General features: G+C 67.6%; 16 protein-coding genes. 6 read left to right on the top strand and 10 right to left on the bottom strand.

The window, feature by feature from the left end; genetic code table 11:
* Nucleotides 1–87 precede the first annotated feature (87 nt).
* From GV001_RS03415 to bioB, 10 genes are all read right to left on the bottom strand, one after another.
* Nucleotides 88–1,866 (bottom strand): acyl-CoA dehydrogenase C-terminal domain-containing protein, encoded by a 1,779-nt coding sequence (locus GV001_RS03415; protein ID WP_160078145.1) that lies wholly within the window; start codon nt 1,864–1,866, stop codon nt 88–90.
* Nucleotides 1,867–2,028: 162 nt separating this feature from the next.
* Nucleotides 2,029–3,363 carry a diguanylate cyclase gene (locus tag GV001_RS03410; RefSeq protein WP_372238504.1) on the bottom strand — a complete coding sequence of 445 codons (1,335 nt, stop codon included), beginning with the start codon at nt 3,361–3,363 and terminating at the stop codon, nt 2,029–2,031.
* A gap of 158 nt (nt 3,364–3,521) precedes the next feature.
* Nucleotides 3,522–5,327 carry a phenylacyl-CoA dehydrogenase gene (locus tag GV001_RS03405; protein WP_160078143.1) on the bottom strand — a complete coding sequence of 602 codons (1,806 nt, stop codon included), beginning with the start codon at nt 5,325–5,327 and terminating at the stop codon, nt 3,522–3,524.
* A gap of 168 nt (nt 5,328–5,495) precedes the next feature.
* Complete coding sequence (locus GV001_RS03400; RefSeq protein ID WP_160078141.1) at nt 5,496–6,248, bottom strand: putative metalloprotease CJM1_0395 family protein; 753 nt, start codon at nt 6,246–6,248, stop codon at nt 5,496–5,498.
* Between the two features lie 72 nt (nt 6,249–6,320).
* Complete coding sequence (locus GV001_RS03395) at nt 6,321–6,593, bottom strand: hypothetical protein (protein ID WP_160078139.1); 273 nt, start codon at nt 6,591–6,593, stop codon at nt 6,321–6,323.
* 94 nt (nt 6,594–6,687) lie between these two features.
* A complete protein-coding gene (bioD, locus tag GV001_RS03390) occupies nt 6,688–7,377 on the bottom strand; it encodes a dethiobiotin synthase (protein ID WP_160078137.1) in 690 nt (229 codons plus the stop codon).
* 1 nt (nt 7,378) lies between these two features.
* The gene (gene bioC, locus GV001_RS03385) at nt 7,379–8,182 is read right to left on the bottom strand and encodes a malonyl-ACP O-methyltransferase BioC (protein WP_160078135.1); all 804 of its coding nucleotides are present in this window, start codon (nt 8,180–8,182) and stop codon (nt 7,379–7,381) included.
* Nucleotides 8,175–8,906 (bottom strand): alpha/beta fold hydrolase, encoded by a 732-nt coding sequence (locus tag GV001_RS03380; RefSeq protein ID WP_160078133.1) that lies wholly within the window; start codon nt 8,904–8,906, stop codon nt 8,175–8,177. Before GV001_RS03380 ends, bioC begins: the two co-directional genes overlap by 8 nt.
* Nucleotides 8,899–10,068, bottom strand: coding sequence for an 8-amino-7-oxononanoate synthase (gene bioF, locus GV001_RS03375; protein ID WP_160078131.1), 1,170 nt, complete (start codon nt 10,066–10,068; stop codon nt 8,899–8,901). Before bioF ends, GV001_RS03380 begins: the two co-directional genes overlap by 8 nt.
* Nucleotides 10,069–10,151: 83 nt before the next feature.
* On the bottom strand, nt 10,152–11,210 hold the full coding sequence (gene bioB / locus GV001_RS03370) for a biotin synthase BioB (protein ID WP_160078129.1): 1,059 nt from the start codon (nt 11,208–11,210) through the stop codon (nt 10,152–10,154).
* Between the two features lie 72 nt (nt 11,211–11,282).
* Between bioB and GV001_RS03365 the strand changes: the two genes are divergently transcribed.
* The 6 genes from GV001_RS03365 (at nt 11,283) to rarD (ending at nt 16,598) form a co-directional block, all read left to right on the top strand.
* Complete coding sequence (locus GV001_RS03365) at nt 11,283–12,017, top strand: ComF family protein (RefSeq protein WP_160078127.1); 735 nt, start codon at nt 11,283–11,285, stop codon at nt 12,015–12,017.
* A gap of 86 nt (nt 12,018–12,103) precedes the next feature.
* Complete coding sequence (gene modA / locus GV001_RS03360; protein WP_160078125.1) at nt 12,104–12,847, top strand: molybdate ABC transporter substrate-binding protein; 744 nt, start codon at nt 12,104–12,106, stop codon at nt 12,845–12,847.
* A complete protein-coding gene (gene modB, locus GV001_RS03355) occupies nt 12,834–13,523 on the top strand; it encodes a molybdate ABC transporter permease subunit (RefSeq protein WP_160078123.1) in 690 nt (229 codons plus the stop codon). Before modA ends, modB begins: the two co-directional genes overlap by 14 nt.
* Nucleotides 13,524–13,575: 52 nt before the next feature.
* Entirely contained in the window at nt 13,576–14,550 is a 975-nt protein-coding gene (locus tag GV001_RS03350; protein WP_160078121.1) for a serine/threonine protein kinase, read from the top strand.
* Between the two features lie 50 nt (nt 14,551–14,600).
* On the top strand, nt 14,601–15,581 hold the full coding sequence (locus GV001_RS03345) for a lysozyme inhibitor LprI family protein (RefSeq protein ID WP_160078119.1): 981 nt from the start codon (nt 14,601–14,603) through the stop codon (nt 15,579–15,581).
* Nucleotides 15,582–15,704: 123 nt separating this feature from the next.
* Nucleotides 15,705–16,598 (top strand): EamA family transporter RarD, encoded by an 894-nt coding sequence (gene rarD, locus GV001_RS03340; protein WP_160078117.1) that lies wholly within the window; start codon nt 15,705–15,707, stop codon nt 16,596–16,598.
* Nucleotides 16,599–16,641 lie beyond the last annotated feature (43 nt).

Below are 16,641 nucleotides of genomic sequence, written 5' to 3'. Positions count from 1 at the left end.
CACAGACACAACGCGTCGCTTGCCCACATTTCACCAGACATGAAAAAGCCCCGCCGAGGCGGGGCTTCTTTCAGCGGCTCAACCGGCTCAGAACTGCGCGGCGTCCAGCAGGTACAGCGACTCACTACCGGCCTTGACCGACGCAGTCAGCGAGTGAATGCGCGGCAGCAGGCGGGCGAAGAAGAAGCGCGCGGTGCCCAGCTTGCTCACGTAGAACTCGTCGTCGCCCTGCTTGGCCAGTGCAGTGCGGGCCATCAGTGCCCACATGTAGGCGTAGGCGGTGTAGCCGAACACCTGCAGGTACTCGACCGACGCAGCGCCGATCTCGTTCGGGTTGCTCTTGGCCTGGGCAATGACCCAGGCGGTCAGCTCGTCGAGGTTGGCGATGGCAGCTTGCAGCGGCTCGGTGAACTCGCCCAGCGAAGCATCGGCGCTGCCGATGAAGGCTTTGATCTCGTCGGCGAAGTGCTTGTAGAAGCTGCCGCCGCTACCGACGATCTTGCGCCCCATCAGGTCCAGGGACTGGATGCCGTTGGTGCCTTCGTAGATCTGGGTGATGCGGCAGTCGCGGATCAGCTGCTCCTGGCCCCACTCGCGGACGAAGCCGTGGCCACCGAAGATCTGCTGGCCGTGAATGGTGGTTTCCAGGCCCATGTCGGTCAGGAAGGCCTTGGCCACCGGAGTCAGCAGGGCAACCAGTTCTTCGGCGCGCTTGCGGGTGGTGGTGTCTTCGCTGTACTTGGCGGTGTCCAGCTGCATGGCGACGTAGCTGGAGAAGGCACGCCCGCCCTCGTTCAGCGCCTTCATGGTCAGCAGCATGCGACGCACGTCCGGGTGCACGATGATCGGGTCGGCGGCCTTGTCCTTGTTCACCGGGCCGCTCGGCGCGCGGCTCTGGATGCGGTCACGGGCGTACTCGACGGCGCTCTGGTAGGAACGCTCGCCCAGGGCCAGGCCCTGGATACCAACGCCCAGACGCTCGTAGTTCATCATGGTGAACATGGCGTTGAGGCCCTTGTTCGGCTCGTCGACGATCCAGCCGGTGGCGCCGTCGAAGTTCATCACGCAGGTGGCCGAGGCCTTGATGCCCATCTTGTGCTCGATCGAGCCACAGGACACGGCGTTCTTCTCACCCAGCGAACCGTCGGCATTGACCATGACCTTGGGTACCAGGAACAGCGAGATGCCTTTCGGACCGGCCGGGGCGTCCGGTAGCTTGGCCAGCACCAGGTGGACGATGTTTTCGGTCAGGTCGTGCTCGCCACCGGTGATGAAGATCTTGGTGCCGGAAATTTTGTAGCTGCCGTCGGCCTGCGGTTCGGCCTTGGTGCGGATGATGCCCAGATCGGTACCGGCGTGCGGCTCGGTCAGGCACATGGAACCGGCCCAGACGCCGGCGTACATGTTCGGCAGGTACTGCTGTTTCAGCTCTTCACTGGCGTGGTTGAGGATCGACAGGCAGGCACCGGCGGTCAGCATCGGGTACAGGCCGAACGACAGGTTGGCCGAGTTGACCATTTCCTCGACCTGGGCGCCGATCACTTTCGGCATGCCCATGCCGCCGAACTCCGGCGAGCCGCCAACGCCAACCCAGCCGCCGTCGGCGTAGGTCTGGTAGGCCTCGGGGAAACCGGCCGGGGTCTTCACCACGCCGTTGGTCCAGGAGCAGCCTTCTTCGTCGCCACTGCGGTTCAGCGGGGCGATCACGCCACCGGTGACCTTGCCGGCTTCTTCGAGGATGGCGGCGGCGGTGTCTTCGTCGACGACTTCGGCCAGGCCTGGCAGCTGGGCCCAGAGTTTGGACACTTCGAAGACTTCATTGAGAACGAAGCGCATGTCGCGCAGGGGAGCTTTGTAATCAGCCATGGAGCAATCCTCGGAGGGGCCAACGGGGCGGTCTGCGGACCGCTTTTACGGGAAGCCTCGAGTTTATCTGAACAACAAGGAAGGGACAAAGAGTCATCACGTGACTATTTGCAAAAAACAAGTCACGCACAGATCTTGATCCGGGCCGGTGTCCGCGAGCGCTCAGCCCTCGACGGCCGCCTCCTTGAGCGCTCCCCGCCGGTTCTGCCCATGGGCCATCACGCAGTTGCGCCCGGCGCGCTTGGCGCCGTACAGCGCCTTGTCGGCCTCGCGAATCACTTCAGCGGCGCCGCGATGACGGGCTTCACGCTCGGCCACGCCGATGCTGATGGTCACCGACACGCTGCTGGCCGAGGCCGCACGCCGGCGCTGACGCCCCTGCTTGTCGTCCTGTGGCCGGCTGCGCGTGTCGCGCAGCTGCAGACTGTAGCCTTGCACCGCCTGGCGTACCGCTTCGAGGTGCGGCCGGCAGTCTTCCAGGCTCTTGCCGGGAAACACCAGGGTGAACTCCTCGCCGCCGTAGCGGTAGGCCTTGCCGCCTCCGCCGATCTTGCGCAGCTGGCTGGCCACCAGTTTGAGCACCTGGTCGCCGACATCGTGGCCATGGGTGTCGTTGAAGGCCTTGAAGTGGTCGACATCGGCCATGGCCAGCACATAGGTGCGCCCCAGGCGCTCCAGCCGGTCATTCAGCGCGCGGCGCCCGGGCAGCCCGGTCAGCTCGTCGCGAAAGGCCATCTGGTAGGCCTCGTGCGCCACCGCGGCGACCAGCATGAGCATCACCAGGCTGCTCATCACCTGCAGGGCATGGGGCTGGCTGAAGGTCTTCGGCAGCATCCACAGCAGGCCGAACAGACCGCACAGCGCGGCGGCATGCAGCGGCCTGGGCTGGCGCAGGTACTGCACCAGCAACAGCAGCACGGCCAGGGCGAACAGCGGGTAGGCCAGCTGCACCAGGCTCATCCACTGGCCATGCAGCAGCGGCCAGTGGACTTCCGCCAGCCAGCCCTGCAAGGCCTGGGGAAAGCGCTGGGCCAGGGCCACGGCCACCCCGCCCACCGCCAGCAGCACGGCGGCGCGCGCCACCAGGTCCTGCAGCAGGTGGCTGCGCTCGCGCCAGGCGGCGAACAGGCCGTAGAGCAGCGGCAGCAGCAGGCTGCACAGGTGGAACACCAGGGCGGCGTCCTCGCGCACCTTGCCGTGCTGGCGGAAATGGTCGGTCTGGGTATCCAGCAGGAAGTAGGCGAGGTAGACCACCACCAGCAGCGACAGCTCGCGCTGGCGCTTGTAGACCACGCAGAAGGTGCCGCCGAGCAGCAACAGCAAGGTCGGCAGGACATTGAACAGCGACAGGAAGAACTCGTTGAGCACCGCCAGCTGCGCCATCAGCACGCCGCCGAGCAACAGCAGCAGGGGCAGCAGGAAGTGACTGAAACGAACGGCGGCCAGACGCAACACGGCAATCTCCAGTGCCTGCGGCACTGCAACGGGATGCGCCATTGTGCCTGCGCACGAGGATTGCGGCAGCAGCCCAGCACGCATTTTGCGACGCGCGCTGAGCCCCGCAGGCGGATCGATTGCGGCGGTGGCGGTAAACGCCAGGCAAAAAAAACCGCGACCCGAGGGCCGCGGTTTTTCTGACCTGAGGTCGGAAGGGCTTAGTAGCCCAGGTCGAAGTGAGCTTCGTCCATTTCCATCAGGTTGTTGGCGCCGGACAGCATAGTAGCTGCATGGACACGGGTACGCGGCAGGATGCGTTCGAAGTAGAAGCGCGCGGTCTGCAGCTTGGCCTTGTAGAAGGCTTCGTCGGCAGTACCGGCAGCCAGTTTCTCGGCAGCCAGGCGCGCCATGTCGGCCCAGAAGTAGGCCAGGCAGGCGTAACCGGAGTACATCAGGTAGTCCACCGAAGCGGCACCGACTTCTTCGCGGTCCTTCATCGCGGCCATGCCCACTTTCATGGTCAGGTCGCCCCACTCCTTGTTCAGCTGGGCCAGCGGTGCAACCAGGCCTTTGATGGCTTCGTTGGCTTCGTTGGTCTGGCAGAACTTGTGCACGATCTTGGTGAAGCCTTTGAGGGCTTCGCCCTGGGTCATCAGCACTTTACGACCCAGCAGGTCGAGGGCCTGAACGCCGGTGGTGCCTTCGTACAGCATGGAGATACGGCTGTCGCGAACGTTCTGCTCCATGCCCCACTCGGCGATGAAGCCGTGGCCGCCATAGATCTGCACGCCGTGGTTGGCCGCTTCGAAGCCGACTTCGGTCATGAACGCCTTGGCGATCGGGGTGAGGAAGGCCAGCATCGCGTCGGCGGCTTTCTTCTCTTCTTCGTCCTGGCTGTACTTGACGATGTCGACCTGCTTGGCGGTGAAGTACACCATCGCGCGGTTGCCTTCGGCGAAGGCCTTCATGGTCAGCAGCATGCGACGCACGTCCGGGTGGACGATGATCGGGTCGGCGGCTTTTTCCGGCGCTTTCGGGCCAGTCAGGGAACGCATCTGCAGACGCTCGCGAGCGTACTTCAGGCCGCCCTGGAAGCCGATTTCGGCGTGGGCCAGACCTTGCAGAGCAGTACCCAAGCGGGCAGTGTTCATGAAGGTGAACATGCAGTTCAGGCCTTTGTTCGCCGGGCCGATCAGGTAACCGGTGGCGCCGTCGAAGTTCATCACGCAGGTGGCGTTGCCGTGGATGCCCATCTTGTGTTCGAGCGAGCCGCAGGAAACGGCGTTGCGCGAACCCACGGAACCGTCGGCGTTGACGTTGAACTTCGGCACGATGAACAGCGAGATGCCTTTGGTGCCTTGCGGCGCGTCGGGCAGGCGGGCCAGCACGATGTGGACGATGTTGTCGACCATGTCGTGTTCGCCGGCGGAGATGAAGATCTTGGTGCCGGACACCTTGTAGGAGCCGTCAGCCTGCGGCTCGGCCTTGGTGCGCAGCATGCCCAGGTCGGTACCGCAGTGCGGTTCGGTCAGGCACATGGTGCCGGTCCACTCGCCGGATACCAGCTTGGTCAGGTAGGTGTGCTTCTGCTCGTCGGTGCCGTGGGCTTCGATGGTGTTCATCGCGCCGTGGGACAGGCCGGGGTACATGCCCCAGGACCAGTTGGCTTCGCCGACCATCTCGCTCAGGGCCAGGCCCAGGGATTCCGGCAGGCCTTGGCCGCCGTGGTCGACGTTGTGCGCCAGGCTCGGCCAGCCGCCTTCGACGAACTGCTGATAGGCCTCCTTGAAGCCGGTCGGGGTCTTCACGCCTTCCGGGGACCAGGTGCAACCTTCCAGGTCACCCACGCGGTTGAGGGGGGCAATTACCTGCTCGCAGAACTTGGCGCCTTCTTCCAGAATGGCGTCAACCATGTCCGGGGTGGCGTCTTGGCAGCCAGGCAGGCTCTGATAGTGCGCTTCGTAGCCGAGCAGTTCGTCGCGAACGAAGCGGATATCACGCAAGGGGGCCTTGTACTCAGGCATAGCGGTAAACCTCTACGGTGGATTCCTTGATTTTGTTTGACCGGATCAATCACGGTCGTCTGCGGGATTTCTCCCAGAGCCCGGCAGCCATGAGCTGGCGCAGTAATCAAACAGGCGTTTGAAACATACGTTTACGCCCCACCCTTGTCAAGCACCCGCCAGCACCGTTCAGGCCAGCAGATCGACCGTCGCGACCGGCTCCTGCAAGCGGGCCAGGTTACGGTACAGCTCAAGACTAGGTGCAGATGACTGAGGTTGCTGCGTGGCTGGCGCTGCCTCGCCCTCGGCCGCTTCGGCTGCCTTGCGCTGCTCGGCACTCAGGCGGCGTTCCTCACGGGCGGCGAGCGCCTCCTCGCGGCGCATCTCGGCCAGTTCGGCACGTGCCTGGCTGGCCTGGGCCTGGGCCTGAGCCGCTACGCGGCGGTCCTGGGCGGACGGCTCGGCCGGGGCCAGGGCGGCACGCTGCACCACCTCCATCTTGCGCAGGGTGGCTTGCGGGTCGCCGGGGATCGGGCTGACGTCGATGCCCACTTCGCCACCGACCGCGTAGATCTGGCCGTCCGGGCCGCGCTTATAGGTGTAGCTCGGCGCCCCGGCGTAGGCGCCACCGACGGCGGCATGCGCCTGCTCGTGGCTGCGCACCTCGCGGTCGCGGCTGGCCAGGCTGGCGATCTGCTGCTGTTCCTGGCGCAACTGCTCGGCCTCGGCTGCCGGGCGTTCGGCAGCCAGGCCCGGGGGCTGGTCATCCTCTGCGCGCAGCGATGCCTGGCCGTCGGCGGACTGGGCGGGGGTGGCAGGCGCCTGGTTGGCGCGGATCAGGTCGGGAGAAGACGGCCCGGTGGAGTCACCGGGCAAAAGGGGCCTGGCCGGCAGGGAAGACGGCAAGGGCGCGACATGGGGCATGGCGCTGCCGATCTGCATGCAAGCCCTCCTCACTCCCGGCGCGGGGTGAGACTAGCAAGCCGTTGAAAAACCACCTGCTAAGTGCGCCGCTCAGGCGCGGGTATCGATCAGGGTGCCGAGCACTTCGTCGGCGGTTTCGACCACCCTGGCCCCCGCCTGCGCTTCGACCTTGCCCACATTCAGGGCGATCAGGTTCTCGGCCAGGTCGGCCTGGACGCTGCGCTCGCTGCCAGGCGCCGGTGCCGCCTGCTGGGCCTGGGGCAGGGTGGTGCCGGCGATGCCGGCAGCCGCCTGGTCGACCCGGCGCTGTCCCGTCTGGATGGCGCTGAGCCCGGAGCTGAAGGCGCTGGTGGAGATTTCCATACCGCAGTTCCCCTTGGGGACGGACACATGACGTCAAGTGAAGCAGAAAATGTTCACTTTCTGTACACAAAAAAGCCGCTGGCCGACCAGCTGCCTATCGCGGCAGGCCCAGCGGCGCCAGGTGCAGGTGCGCCGCCACCGCCACCGGGCTCGCCTGCGGCAGGCGCGGTACCCGCCCCAGGCACGGCGCCGGCAGGCGTTCGGCGAGGGTCGCGAGGTTCTCTTCCAGGCGCGCGGTCTGCGGGTCGAGGATATTCGCCACCCAGCCGGCCAGAACCAGGCCATCGCGCAGGATCGCCTCGGCCGTCAGCAGCGCATGGCTGATGCAGCCCAGGCGCACGCCGACCACCAGGATCACCGGCAGGCCTAGGGCAACGGGCAGGTCGGACAGGCTGGCCTGCCCCGCCAGCGGCACCCGCCAGCCCCCGGCGCCCTCGACCAGGGTAAAGTCGGCACCCTGGTCGAGAATGTGCCGCACCGGCCCGAGCAGGGCTTCGACACTCAACTCGATGCCCGCCTCGCGCGCCGCCAGGTGCGGGGCGATGGGCGGAGCGAAGGCCAGCGGATTGACCTCGGCATAACTCAGCGCCAGGGTGCATTCGCCGAGCAAGGCCAGCGCATCGCTGTTGCGCAGGCCTGCGGCCGTCGCCTCGCAGCCAGAGGCCACCGGCTTGGCTGCCGCCGTGCTCAGGCCCGCCAGGCGCGCCGCATGCAGCAGGCCGGCGGCGATGGTGGTCTTGCCGGCGTCGGTATCGGTACCGGTGACGAAAAATGCCATGCCCATCTCAGGCCTCCTTGCGCAGCACGCCATAGACCACCTGGTAGGTGGCCGGCAGGCCCTGCGCCTGGCGAAAGCCTTCGTAGGCCGCGACCAGCGCGCGAATCCGCGCCCGCCCGGTCAGGCCGCCGGGGCGCCCGGGGTTGAGGTTGTGCGCACCGAGCGCCTTGAGTTCGTCGGTCAGCTGGCGCAGATCACCGAAATGCAGGCAGTGTGGCTGACGCTCCAGGCTCAGCAGGTGCAGGCCGCTGGCCGCGCACAGCTGCTGATACTCGGCGAAACGGCGGAAGTGGTTGACGTGGACGAAGCCGTCCACCGCCTGCCAGCTGTCGCGCAGCTCCTGCAGAGTGCCGACGCACAGGCTGGTGAAGGCCAGCACGCCGCCGGGCCGCAGCGCCCGGTGCGCCTCGGCCAGCACCGCGGCGAAATCCGCGCACCACTGCACGGCCAGGCTGGAATAGATCAGGTCTAGGCTGCTGTCGCGCAGTGGCAGGCGCTCGGCATCGCCAACGATGTAGCGCTGCGCGCCGCCGAGCGGACGGGCATGGCGCAGCATGCCTTCGGCCAGATCCACGGCCACCCCGTCGGCCGCCGGGAAGCGCGCCGCCAGCACCCGGCTGAAATGCCCGGTACCGCTGCCCAGGTCGAGCCAGCGCTGCGGCGCCAGCTGCACGGGCAGACGCGCCAGCAGCTCGATGCCGACCGCGCGCTGCAGGGCGGCGACGCTGTCGTAACTCTCTGCCGCGCGGGAGAAGGAGGCGGCGACCCGGCGCTTGTCCGGCAGGCCGCTCTGTTCGTGCCAGTCAGTCATCGCCGGCCTCGCTGAGGAACGCCAGGATCGCCGCCGCCACCTCATGGGGCCGCTCCAGCACGAAGGCATGGCTGACGTCCTCGATCAGGCCGACCTCGATATCCGGCTGCAGCGCCAGCAGCTCGCCGGCCACCTCGGCCGGCACCAGGGCATCGGCGCCGGCCAGGAGGTGCAGCTGCGGCCCGGCGAAACGCTGCAGGGCGCTGCGCCCGTCGAAACTGCCGAGCACCTCGAGGCCGGCCAGCAGCACCTCGGGCGCCAGCTGCGGCGCCGCGGCCTGCAGCTGGCGGGCCAGGTCGCGGGCGGTGGCGGCGCCCTGGCTGCAGAGCAGGCTGAAGCGCTTGCGGGTGGCGCGCGGGTCCTGCCGGCAGGCGTCGACGAAGGCGTTGAAGGTCGCCTCGGGCATGCCGTGCGGCCAGTCGGCGCCGGCGACGAAACAGGGGTTGCTGGCCAGGGTCAGCAGGCCGCGGCAACGCTCGCCACGCAGCGCCGCCAGTTCGCTAGCGAGCATGCCGCCCAGCGACCAGCCGCCCAGCCAGGTGTGCTCGGGCAGGCGCTCGTCCAGCTCCAGCAGCCAGTCGCGCGGCTCGCCGCTGGTCAGCTCGGGCAGCGGCTCGATGGCCACCCGCAGTTGCGGGGCCAGGCCGCGCAGGGCCTCGACCAGCACTTCCAGGGGCAGGCTGCCGAGGCCCCAGCCGGGCAGCAGGATCAGTTGTTCACGCATGGTCTTTTACCTGCGGCCAGCATTCGGCCAGGGCTTGGAGCAGTTGTTCCAGCTGCGCCTCGCTGTGCGCCGCCGAGAGGGTCACCCGCAGCCGCGCGCTGCCGGCCGGCACGGTGGGCGGGCGGATGGCGCCGACCAGCAGGCCGCGCTCTTTCAACAGGGCCGAGAGTTGCAGCGCGCGCGCGCTGTCGCCGACCAGGATCGGCTGGATCGGCGTCGGGCTGTCCATCAGGCGCAGGCCGATCTCGGCGGCGCCGGCGCGGAAACGCGCGATCAGCTTATTCAGGTGCTCGCGACGCCAGCCCTCGGTGCGCAACAGTTCGAGGCTCTTCAGCGTGGCGCAGGCCACCGCCGGCGGCTGGCTGGTGGTGTAGATATAGGGGCGGGCGAACTGGATCAGGGTTTCGATCAGTTCCTCGCTGCCGGCAACGAAGGCGCCGGCGGTGCCGAAGGCCTTGCCCAGGGTGCCGACCAGCACCTGCACATCGTCCAGACCCAGGCCGAAGTGCTCGACAATGCCGCCGCCGGTGGCGCCCAGCGGGCCGAAGCCGTGGGCGTCATCGACCATCACCCAGGCCTGCTTCTGCTTCGCCGCGGCGCACAGCGCCGGCAGGTCGGCCAGGTCGCCGTCCATGCTGAACACCCCGTCGGTCACCACCAGGGTGTTGCCCGTGGCCTTCTCCAGGCGGCTGGCCAGGCTGGCTGCATCGTTGTGCAGATAACGCGAGAAGCGCGCCCCGGAGAGCAGCCCGGCATCCAGCAGGGAGGCGTGGTTGATGCGGTCTTCCAGCACCGTGTCGCCCTGCCCGACCAGCGCAGTCACGGCCGCCAGGTTGGCCATGTAACCGGTGGAAAACAGCAGTGCCCGCGGCCGTCCGGTGAACTCGGCCAGGGCCTCCTCCAGCTCATGGTGCGGGGTGCTGTGGCCGATCACCAGGTGCGAGGCGCCGCCACCGACGCCCCATTGCTCGGCGCCGGCGCGCATAGCCGCGATCACATCCGGGTGATTGGCCAGGCCCAGGTAGTCGTTGGAACAGAAGGCCAGCAGCTGGCGGCCGTCGACCCGCACCAGCGGGCCTTGCGGGCTGTCCAGCAAGGGCCGCTGACGGAACAGATGGGCGGCTTGGCGCTCGGCGAGGCGAGCGGCGAGATCGAAAGACATGCGCAATACCCGGTAGGCGCCCGCTTGCTGGCGATCCGTCGACTCGACCAATCGCCGGCAAGCGGGCGCCTACACAAAAAGAATCAGGCCGAAGTGGCGTCGTAGAACAGCTTGGAATCGCGCTGCTCGACCAGGGCCTGCTCGATGGCGGCCTGGTGCACTTCGTCGGCGTGCTCCTCGCGCTCCTCGGGCTTGATGCCAAGGCGCTTGAACAGCTGCATGTCCTTGTCGGCCTGCGGGTTCTTGGTGGTCAGCAGCTTCTCGCCGTAGAAGATCGAGTTGGCGCCGGCCATGAAGGCCAGGGCCTGCATCTGCTCGTTCATCGCCTCGCGCCCGGCGGACAGGCGCACATGGGATTTCGGCATCATGATCCGCGCCACGGCGAGCATGCGGATGAAGTCGAACGGGTCGACGTCCTGCTCCTCGGCCAGCGGCGTGCCCTTGACCTTGACCAGCATGTTGATCGGCACGCTTTCCGGGTGTTCCGGCAGGTTGGCCAGCTGGATCAGCAGGCCCGCGCGGTCGTCCAGCGACTCGCCCATGCCGAGGATGCCGCCGGAGCAGATCTTCATCCCCGCCTCGCGCACGTAGGCCAGGGTCTGCAGGCGCTCGGAGTAGGTGCGGGTGGTGATGATATTGCCGTAGAACTCCGGCGAGGTGTCCAGGTTGTGGTTGTAGTAGTCGAGGCCGGCCTCGGCCAGGGCGCGGGTCTGCTCCTGGTCGAGCTTGCCCAGGGTCATGCAGGTTTCCAGGCCGAGCTTCTTCACGCCCTCGACCATCTTCAGCACGTAGGGCATGTCCTTGGCCGACGGGTGCTTCCACGCCGCGCCCATGCAGAAGCGGGTGGAGCCGATGGCCTTGGCCTCGGCGGCGGCCTCCAGCACCTTCTGCACTTCCATCAGCTTTTCCTTGTCCAGGCCGGTGTTGTAGTGGCCGGACTGCGGGCAGTACTTGCAGTCTTCCGGGCAGGCGCCGGTCTTGATCGACAGCAGGGTCGAGACCTGCACGCGGTTAGGGTCGAAATGCGCGCGGTGCACGGTCTGGGCCTGGAACAGCAGGTCGTTGAACGGCTGCTGGAACAGTGCCTTGACCTCGGCGAGGCTCCAGTCGTGGCGGGTGACGGAAGAAATGCTGGCACTCATCGGGGGTATTCCTTATTCGTTGGCTGCTAGGCTGGTCGCAACACGGCTGTTCGGCATCGTCAGGGAAGGACCATGCGCTGTCAACCACACCAGGATAACCAGGTTTACATCTGGACAAAAAACAAACAAATCTGCCTGCTCTGCGACGAAACGGCCGACACCCAGCACAGCCTGTGCAGCGCCTGCGAGGGCGAGCTGCCCTGGCTCGGCGGGCACTGCCAGGTCTGCGCCCTGCCGCTGCCGGCCGCCGGGCTGGTCTGCGGCGAATGCCTCAAGCGCCCGCCGCCCTTCGCCCGGGTCGAGGCGCCATGGCGCTACGCCTTCCCGGTCGACAGCCTGATCACCCGCTTCAAGCACCAGGCACAGTGGCCCATGGGACGCCTGCTGGCCGGCCTGCTGTCACATCATCTGCTGCATGCCTATGGCGAAGGCCTGCCGCGCCCCGACCTGCTGCTGCCGGTGCCGCTGGGGCGCAAGCGCCTGCGCCAACGTGGCTTCAACCAGGCCGGGATGCTCGCCGGCTGGTTGGGCGCAGAACTGCGCCTGCCGGTGCAGAACCACTGGCTACTGCGCCCGCTGGAAGGTGCGCACCAGCAGGAGCTGGACGCCGCCGCGCGCAAGCGCAACCTGCGCCGGGCTTTTGCGCTGCATGCCAGCGCCGAGCTGACGGGGCGGCATATCGCCCTGGTCGACGACGTGCTGACCACCGGCGCCACCGCCGCCGCCATCGCCCGCCTGCTGCGCCAGGCCGGCGCGGCGCGGGTGGACATCTACTGCCTGGCGCGCACGCCCAAGCCCGGCGACTGACCCGCCCGGCGCCGGCTTGCCGATAGCCGGCCGTAGCGGTTGTCCGCTACTCTCGGCCTCCTCATTCACTGGCCCGGATCAGCCGCATGCGCCTGCCGCTCGTCTTCCCGCTCCTTGCCCTGCTCGCCAGCACCAGCCTGGCGGCGGCCGAACCCGTGCGCATCGCCGTGGCCGCCAACCTGCTGCCGGTGATGGAACGAATCGCCGCGCAATACCAGCAACAGGGCGGCAACCCGGTGCAGGTGATCGGCGGCTCCAGCGGGGCCTTCTTCGAACAGATCCGCCGCGGCGCGCCCTTCGACCTGTTCTATTCGGCCGATGCCGAGCGCCCGGAGCAGCTGGCCGCCGCAGGCACCGGCAGCGCCGTGCGCACCTATGCCTGCGGCCGCCTGGCACTCTGGACGCCCAAGAGCACGCCCAAACTGGACGCCCTGCCCGCCGGCAAGATCGCCCTCGCCCAACCGGCCACCGCGCCCTACGGCAAGGCCGCGCAGCAGGCCCTGCAGCGCAGCGGCCAGTGGTCGCAGCTGCAGGCGCGGCTGGTCTACGGCCAGGACATCGGCCAGGCCTTCCAGTTCGTCGACAGCGGGCACGCCCCCGGCGGCTTCGTCGCCCTCAGCCAGCTGACCGCGGCCGGGATTCCGGCCGCCCAGTACCGCCTGGTCGACGCCGCCCTCTACGAGCCGCTGGTACAGAAGCGGGTACTGCTGGCCAGGGGCGAGCGCCAGGCGAACGCCGAGGCCTTCCTGGCGTTCTTCGACGCCCACCACGCCACCCTGAAATCCGCGGGCTACGCCCTGCCCGGCGAGGCCGACTGTGCTGCTGAGTGACAACGACTGGCAGGCCCTGGCGATCACCCTGCGCCTGGCCGCGGTGTCCACCGCCCTGCTGCTGCTGATCGGCGTGCCGCTGGCGGCCTGGCGCGTGCGCCGGCAAACACGCCTGCGCCAGGTGCTGGACGCCGTGCTGGCCTTGCCACTGGTACTGCCACCGACCGTGCTGGGCTTCTACCTGCTGGTGCTGTTCGCCCCGCAGACCCAGCTCGGCGCCGGCTGGCAGTGGCTCACCGGGCACGGCCTGGCCTTCAGCTTCAGCGGCCTGGTGCTGGGCTCGGTGATCTACTCGCTGCCCTTCGTGGTGCAGCCGCTGACCGTGGCCTTCCGCGAGATCCCGGCGAGCCTGCTGGAGGCCGCCGCCAGCCTCGGCGCCAATCGCTGGGAGCGCCTGCGCTGGGTGATCATGCCGCTGCTGCGCCGCGGCCTGCTGGTCGCCGCGACGCTCGGCTTCGCCCACACCCTCGGCGAATTCGGCGTGGTGATGATGCTCGGCGGCAGCATCCCCGGCGAAACCCAGGTGGTCTCCATCGCCCTGTTCCAGCACGTCGAAGCGCTGCGCTACGGCGAGGCCCACCGCCTGGCCGCCTGCCTGCTGGGGCTGTCGTTCCTCCTGTTGCTGCTGGTCTACGGCCTCGGCGACCCACGGCGCAGTGCGGCGCTGCGCACCTGAACCGTTCCCGGCCAATAGGGCTAGACTAGGCGCCCACCGAACGGAGCCGCCCATGTCCCATCCCTTTGCCACCCTCACCCCCGACCTGGTGCTGGATGCCGTGGAGAGCCTCGGCTACCTCAGCGACGCCCGCGTGCTGGCGCTGAACAGCTACGAGAACCGCGTCTACCAGGTCGGCATCGAGGACGACACGCCGCTGATCGCCAAGTTCTACCGGCCGGGGCGCTGGAGCGATGCGGCGATCCGCGAGGAGCATGCCTTCAGCGCCGAGCTGGCCGACTGCGAGGTCCCGGTGGTGGCGCCCCTGGTGCAGGGCGGCGAAACCCTGTTCGAGCACGCCGGCTTTCGCTTCGCCCTGTTCCCGCGCCGCGGCGGCCGCGCCCCGGAGCCGGGCAACCTGGACCAGCTGTATCGCCTCGGCCAGCTGCTCGGGCGCCTGCACGCGGTAGGCGCCAGCCGCCCGTTCGCCCACCGCGAGGCGCTCGGCGTGCAGAACTTCGGCCACGACTCGCTGGCCACCCTGCTCGACGGCAACTTCATCCCGCGCAGCCTGCTGCCGGCCTACGAGTCGGTGGCACGCGACCTGCTCAAGCGCCTCGACCAGCTGTTCGCCAGCGTGCGCCATACGCCGATCCGCCTGCACGGCGACTGCCACCCGGGCAACCTGCTGTGCCGCGACGACAGCTTCCATATCGTCGACCTCGACGACTGCCGCATGGGCCCGGCCGTGCAGGACATCTGGATGATGCTCGCCGGCGAACGCCACGAGCGCCTCGGCCAGTTGGCCGAACTGGTCGACGGCTACAACGAGTTCCACGACTTCGCCAGCCGCGAGCTGCCGCTGATCGAAGGCCTGCGCGCCCTGCGCCTGATGCACCACAGCGCCTGGATCGCCCGGCGCTGGGACGACCCGGCCTTCCCCCGGGCCTTCCCCTGGTTCGCCAACGAGCGCTACTGGGGCGAGCAGATCCTCATGCTGCGCGAACAGCTGGCGGCACTCGATGAAGAGCCGTTGCGGTTGTTCTGAGCCGCAAGGCAGACTGACAAGGATTTCAGCCGCCCGACAAGGACTCGTCCATGGCCCGCCACGCTTTACTGCTCTCCTGTTTGCTCCCGCTGGTTGCCGATGCCGCCAGCTTCGACTGTGCGCAAGCGAGTCATCCCGTGGAACGAGCCATCTGTGCCGACCCGGCGCTATCGAAGATGGACGAACAGCTGGCCACTACCTTCCGCCGAGCCCGTCAGCTCAGCATCGAGGGGGACAACCAGCTGCTGGAGGAACAACGCAGCTGGCTGCGGGAAACCCGCCAGACCTGCACCGCCCAGGCAGACATCGCAGCCTGTGCCCGTAATCGCTATGACTGGCGCCTGGAAGAGCTGGCCTCGTTACCCCACGCCATCGAGAATTTTCCGGAAACAGCTGCGCTACAGCTGAACGAGGCCTCGGCACATTTCGACTTTTCCCTCGCCCTGGACGCACCCTGCGCCGCCGCAATCTGCGAAGGAAGCGGCCGACTTGCCGTGCTGGCAAAGGGTTCAAGCAAACCGTTACAGGTCATCGCTTTGCCTGGCGTATTCCTCTCGCGCCGTGCCGATGGCCAGCCGCTGGTCAATTCGGCACAGCTGTACGCCTATCAGGGCGTTATCAATGTCGGCGACTTCAACTTCGATGGCGCCGAAGACTTTGCCGTGCAGAACGGCAATCGCGGTTCCTATGGCGGGCCCAGCTACGATGTATTCCTCTACGAGCCTCGGGTCAGAGCCTTCCGCTATTCCCGTGCACTGAGCGCGCTGATCGAGTCGACGCTCGGTTTCTTCGGCGTAGATGAACAGGCCCAGCGGCTGGAAACTTTCGCCAAGAGCGGTTGCTGCTGGCATCAGAGACAGCGCTACCAAGTGGCACACAACCAACCTGTCCCGGTTTGGCGCATCACCGAGGACGCTAGCAGTGTTCACAATGAATTCGTGCACATAGATACCGAAGAGCTAATTGACGGCAAATGGCAGATCACCGAGACGAAGAATATCCCTCAAAAGGAATACTTCGCGGAGCCCTGAGCGTAAAGAAAGCCTGACGGGAATCGCTGCAGCGACAGCTCGAAAAAAGCTGAACGACCAGACAAGCTAGTCCTTCAGCACTAGAATCGCCGGTTTAGTTAGCTGCCTAACCAAGGATTTCCCATGGCCACCGCCAACCCGCGGCGCGGGTATCTGCTGGGCATCATCGCCTACACCATCTGGGGCCTGTTCCCGCTGTACTTCAAGGCCATCGAGGCCGTCCCGGCCATGGAAATCATCGCCCACCGGGCCATCTGGTCGGCCCTGTTCGGCGCCGTGCTGTTGCTGCTGTGGAAGCATCCAGGCTGGCTGCGCGAACTGCGCGCCAACCCCAGGCGCCTGGGCGTGCTGGCTCTCAGCGGCCTGCTGATCGCCAGCAACTGGCTGGTCTACGTGTGGGCGGTGAACAACGGGCGCATGCTCGAAGCCAGCCTGGGCTACTACATCAACCCGCTGATCAACGTGCTGCTCGGCATGCTGCTGCTCGGCGAACGCCTGCGCCGCCTGCAGTGGCTGGCCGTGGGCCTGGCCGCGCTGGGCGTGCTGCAGCAGCTGTGGCAGGTCGGCAGCCTGCCCTGGGTGTCGCTGGTGCTGGCACTGACCTTCGGCTTCTACGGCCTGATCCGCAAGCAGGCGCCGGTCGCCGCCCTGCCCGGCCTGGTGGTGGAAACCTGGCTGCTGCTGCCGCTGGCCCTCGGCTGGCTGCTCTGGCACCCCTCGGCGATGAGCACCCAGGCGGCGTTCTGGACCGCCAGCGAGGCGCTGTGGCTGATCGCGGCCGGGCCGATCACCCTGGTGCCGCTGCTGTGCTTCAACGCCGCCGCGCGGCACCTGCCCTACACCACCCTGGGTTTCCTGCAGTACCTGGCGCCGACCCTGGTGATGCTGCAGGCGATCTTCCTGTTCGGCGAGCACTTCGAGCCGAGCAAGCTGCTGGCCTTCATCTGCATCTGGGCCGGCCTGGCCCTGTACAGCCTGGACATCTGGCTGAACCTGCGCCGCCGCCAGGCGGCCTGAGCTTCGCCGCAGCCGTAGGGGACGGCCGAAGCCGGCCGGTGGA

The sequence above is a fragment of the Pseudomonas sp. 8AS genome, from assembly GCF_902506505.1.
In the GTDB taxonomy this organism is placed as follows: domain Bacteria; phylum Pseudomonadota; class Gammaproteobacteria; order Pseudomonadales; family Pseudomonadaceae; genus Aquipseudomonas.
The sequence above is the reverse complement of the archived record's forward strand: the minus strand, read 5'-3'. Positions and strand labels throughout refer to the sequence as shown.

Excerpts from the sequence above, each read along its gene's own strand:
- GV001_RS03410 (WP_372238504.1), bottom strand. The coding sequence starts at position 3,363 with ATGGCGCATCCCGTTGCAGTGCCGCAGGCACTGGAGATTGCCGTGTTG.
- GV001_RS03345 (WP_160078119.1), top strand. The coding sequence starts at position 14,601 with ATGGCCCGCCACGCTTTACTGCTCTCCTGTTTGCTCCCGCTGGTTGCC.
- bioC (WP_160078135.1), bottom strand. The coding sequence starts at position 8,182 with ATGACTGACTGGCACGAACAGAGCGGCCTGCCGGACAAGCGCCGGGTC.
- GV001_RS03405 (WP_160078143.1), bottom strand. The coding sequence starts at position 5,327 with ATGCCTGAGTACAAGGCCCCCTTGCGTGATATCCGCTTCGTTCGCGAC.
- bioB (WP_160078129.1), bottom strand. The coding sequence starts at position 11,210 with ATGAGTGCCAGCATTTCTTCCGTCACCCGCCACGACTGGAGCCTCGCC.
- GV001_RS03400 (WP_160078141.1), bottom strand. The coding sequence starts at position 6,248 with ATGCAGATCGGCAGCGCCATGCCCCATGTCGCGCCCTTGCCGTCTTCC.
- GV001_RS03380 (WP_160078133.1), bottom strand. The coding sequence starts at position 8,906 with ATGCGTGAACAACTGATCCTGCTGCCCGGCTGGGGCCTCGGCAGCCTG.
- GV001_RS03395 (WP_160078139.1), bottom strand. The coding sequence starts at position 6,593 with ATGGAAATCTCCACCAGCGCCTTCAGCTCCGGGCTCAGCGCCATCCAG.
- rarD (WP_160078117.1), top strand. The coding sequence starts at position 15,705 with ATGGCCACCGCCAACCCGCGGCGCGGGTATCTGCTGGGCATCATCGCC.
- GV001_RS03365 (WP_160078127.1), top strand. The coding sequence starts at position 11,283 with ATGCGCTGTCAACCACACCAGGATAACCAGGTTTACATCTGGACAAAA.
- GV001_RS03350 (WP_160078121.1), top strand. The coding sequence starts at position 13,576 with ATGTCCCATCCCTTTGCCACCCTCACCCCCGACCTGGTGCTGGATGCC.
- GV001_RS03415 (WP_160078145.1), bottom strand. The coding sequence starts at position 1,866 with ATGGCTGATTACAAAGCTCCCCTGCGCGACATGCGCTTCGTTCTCAAT.
- bioF (WP_160078131.1), bottom strand. The coding sequence starts at position 10,068 with ATGTCTTTCGATCTCGCCGCTCGCCTCGCCGAGCGCCAAGCCGCCCAT.
- bioD (WP_160078137.1), bottom strand. The coding sequence starts at position 7,377 with ATGGGCATGGCATTTTTCGTCACCGGTACCGATACCGACGCCGGCAAG.
- modA (WP_160078125.1), top strand. The coding sequence starts at position 12,104 with ATGCGCCTGCCGCTCGTCTTCCCGCTCCTTGCCCTGCTCGCCAGCACC.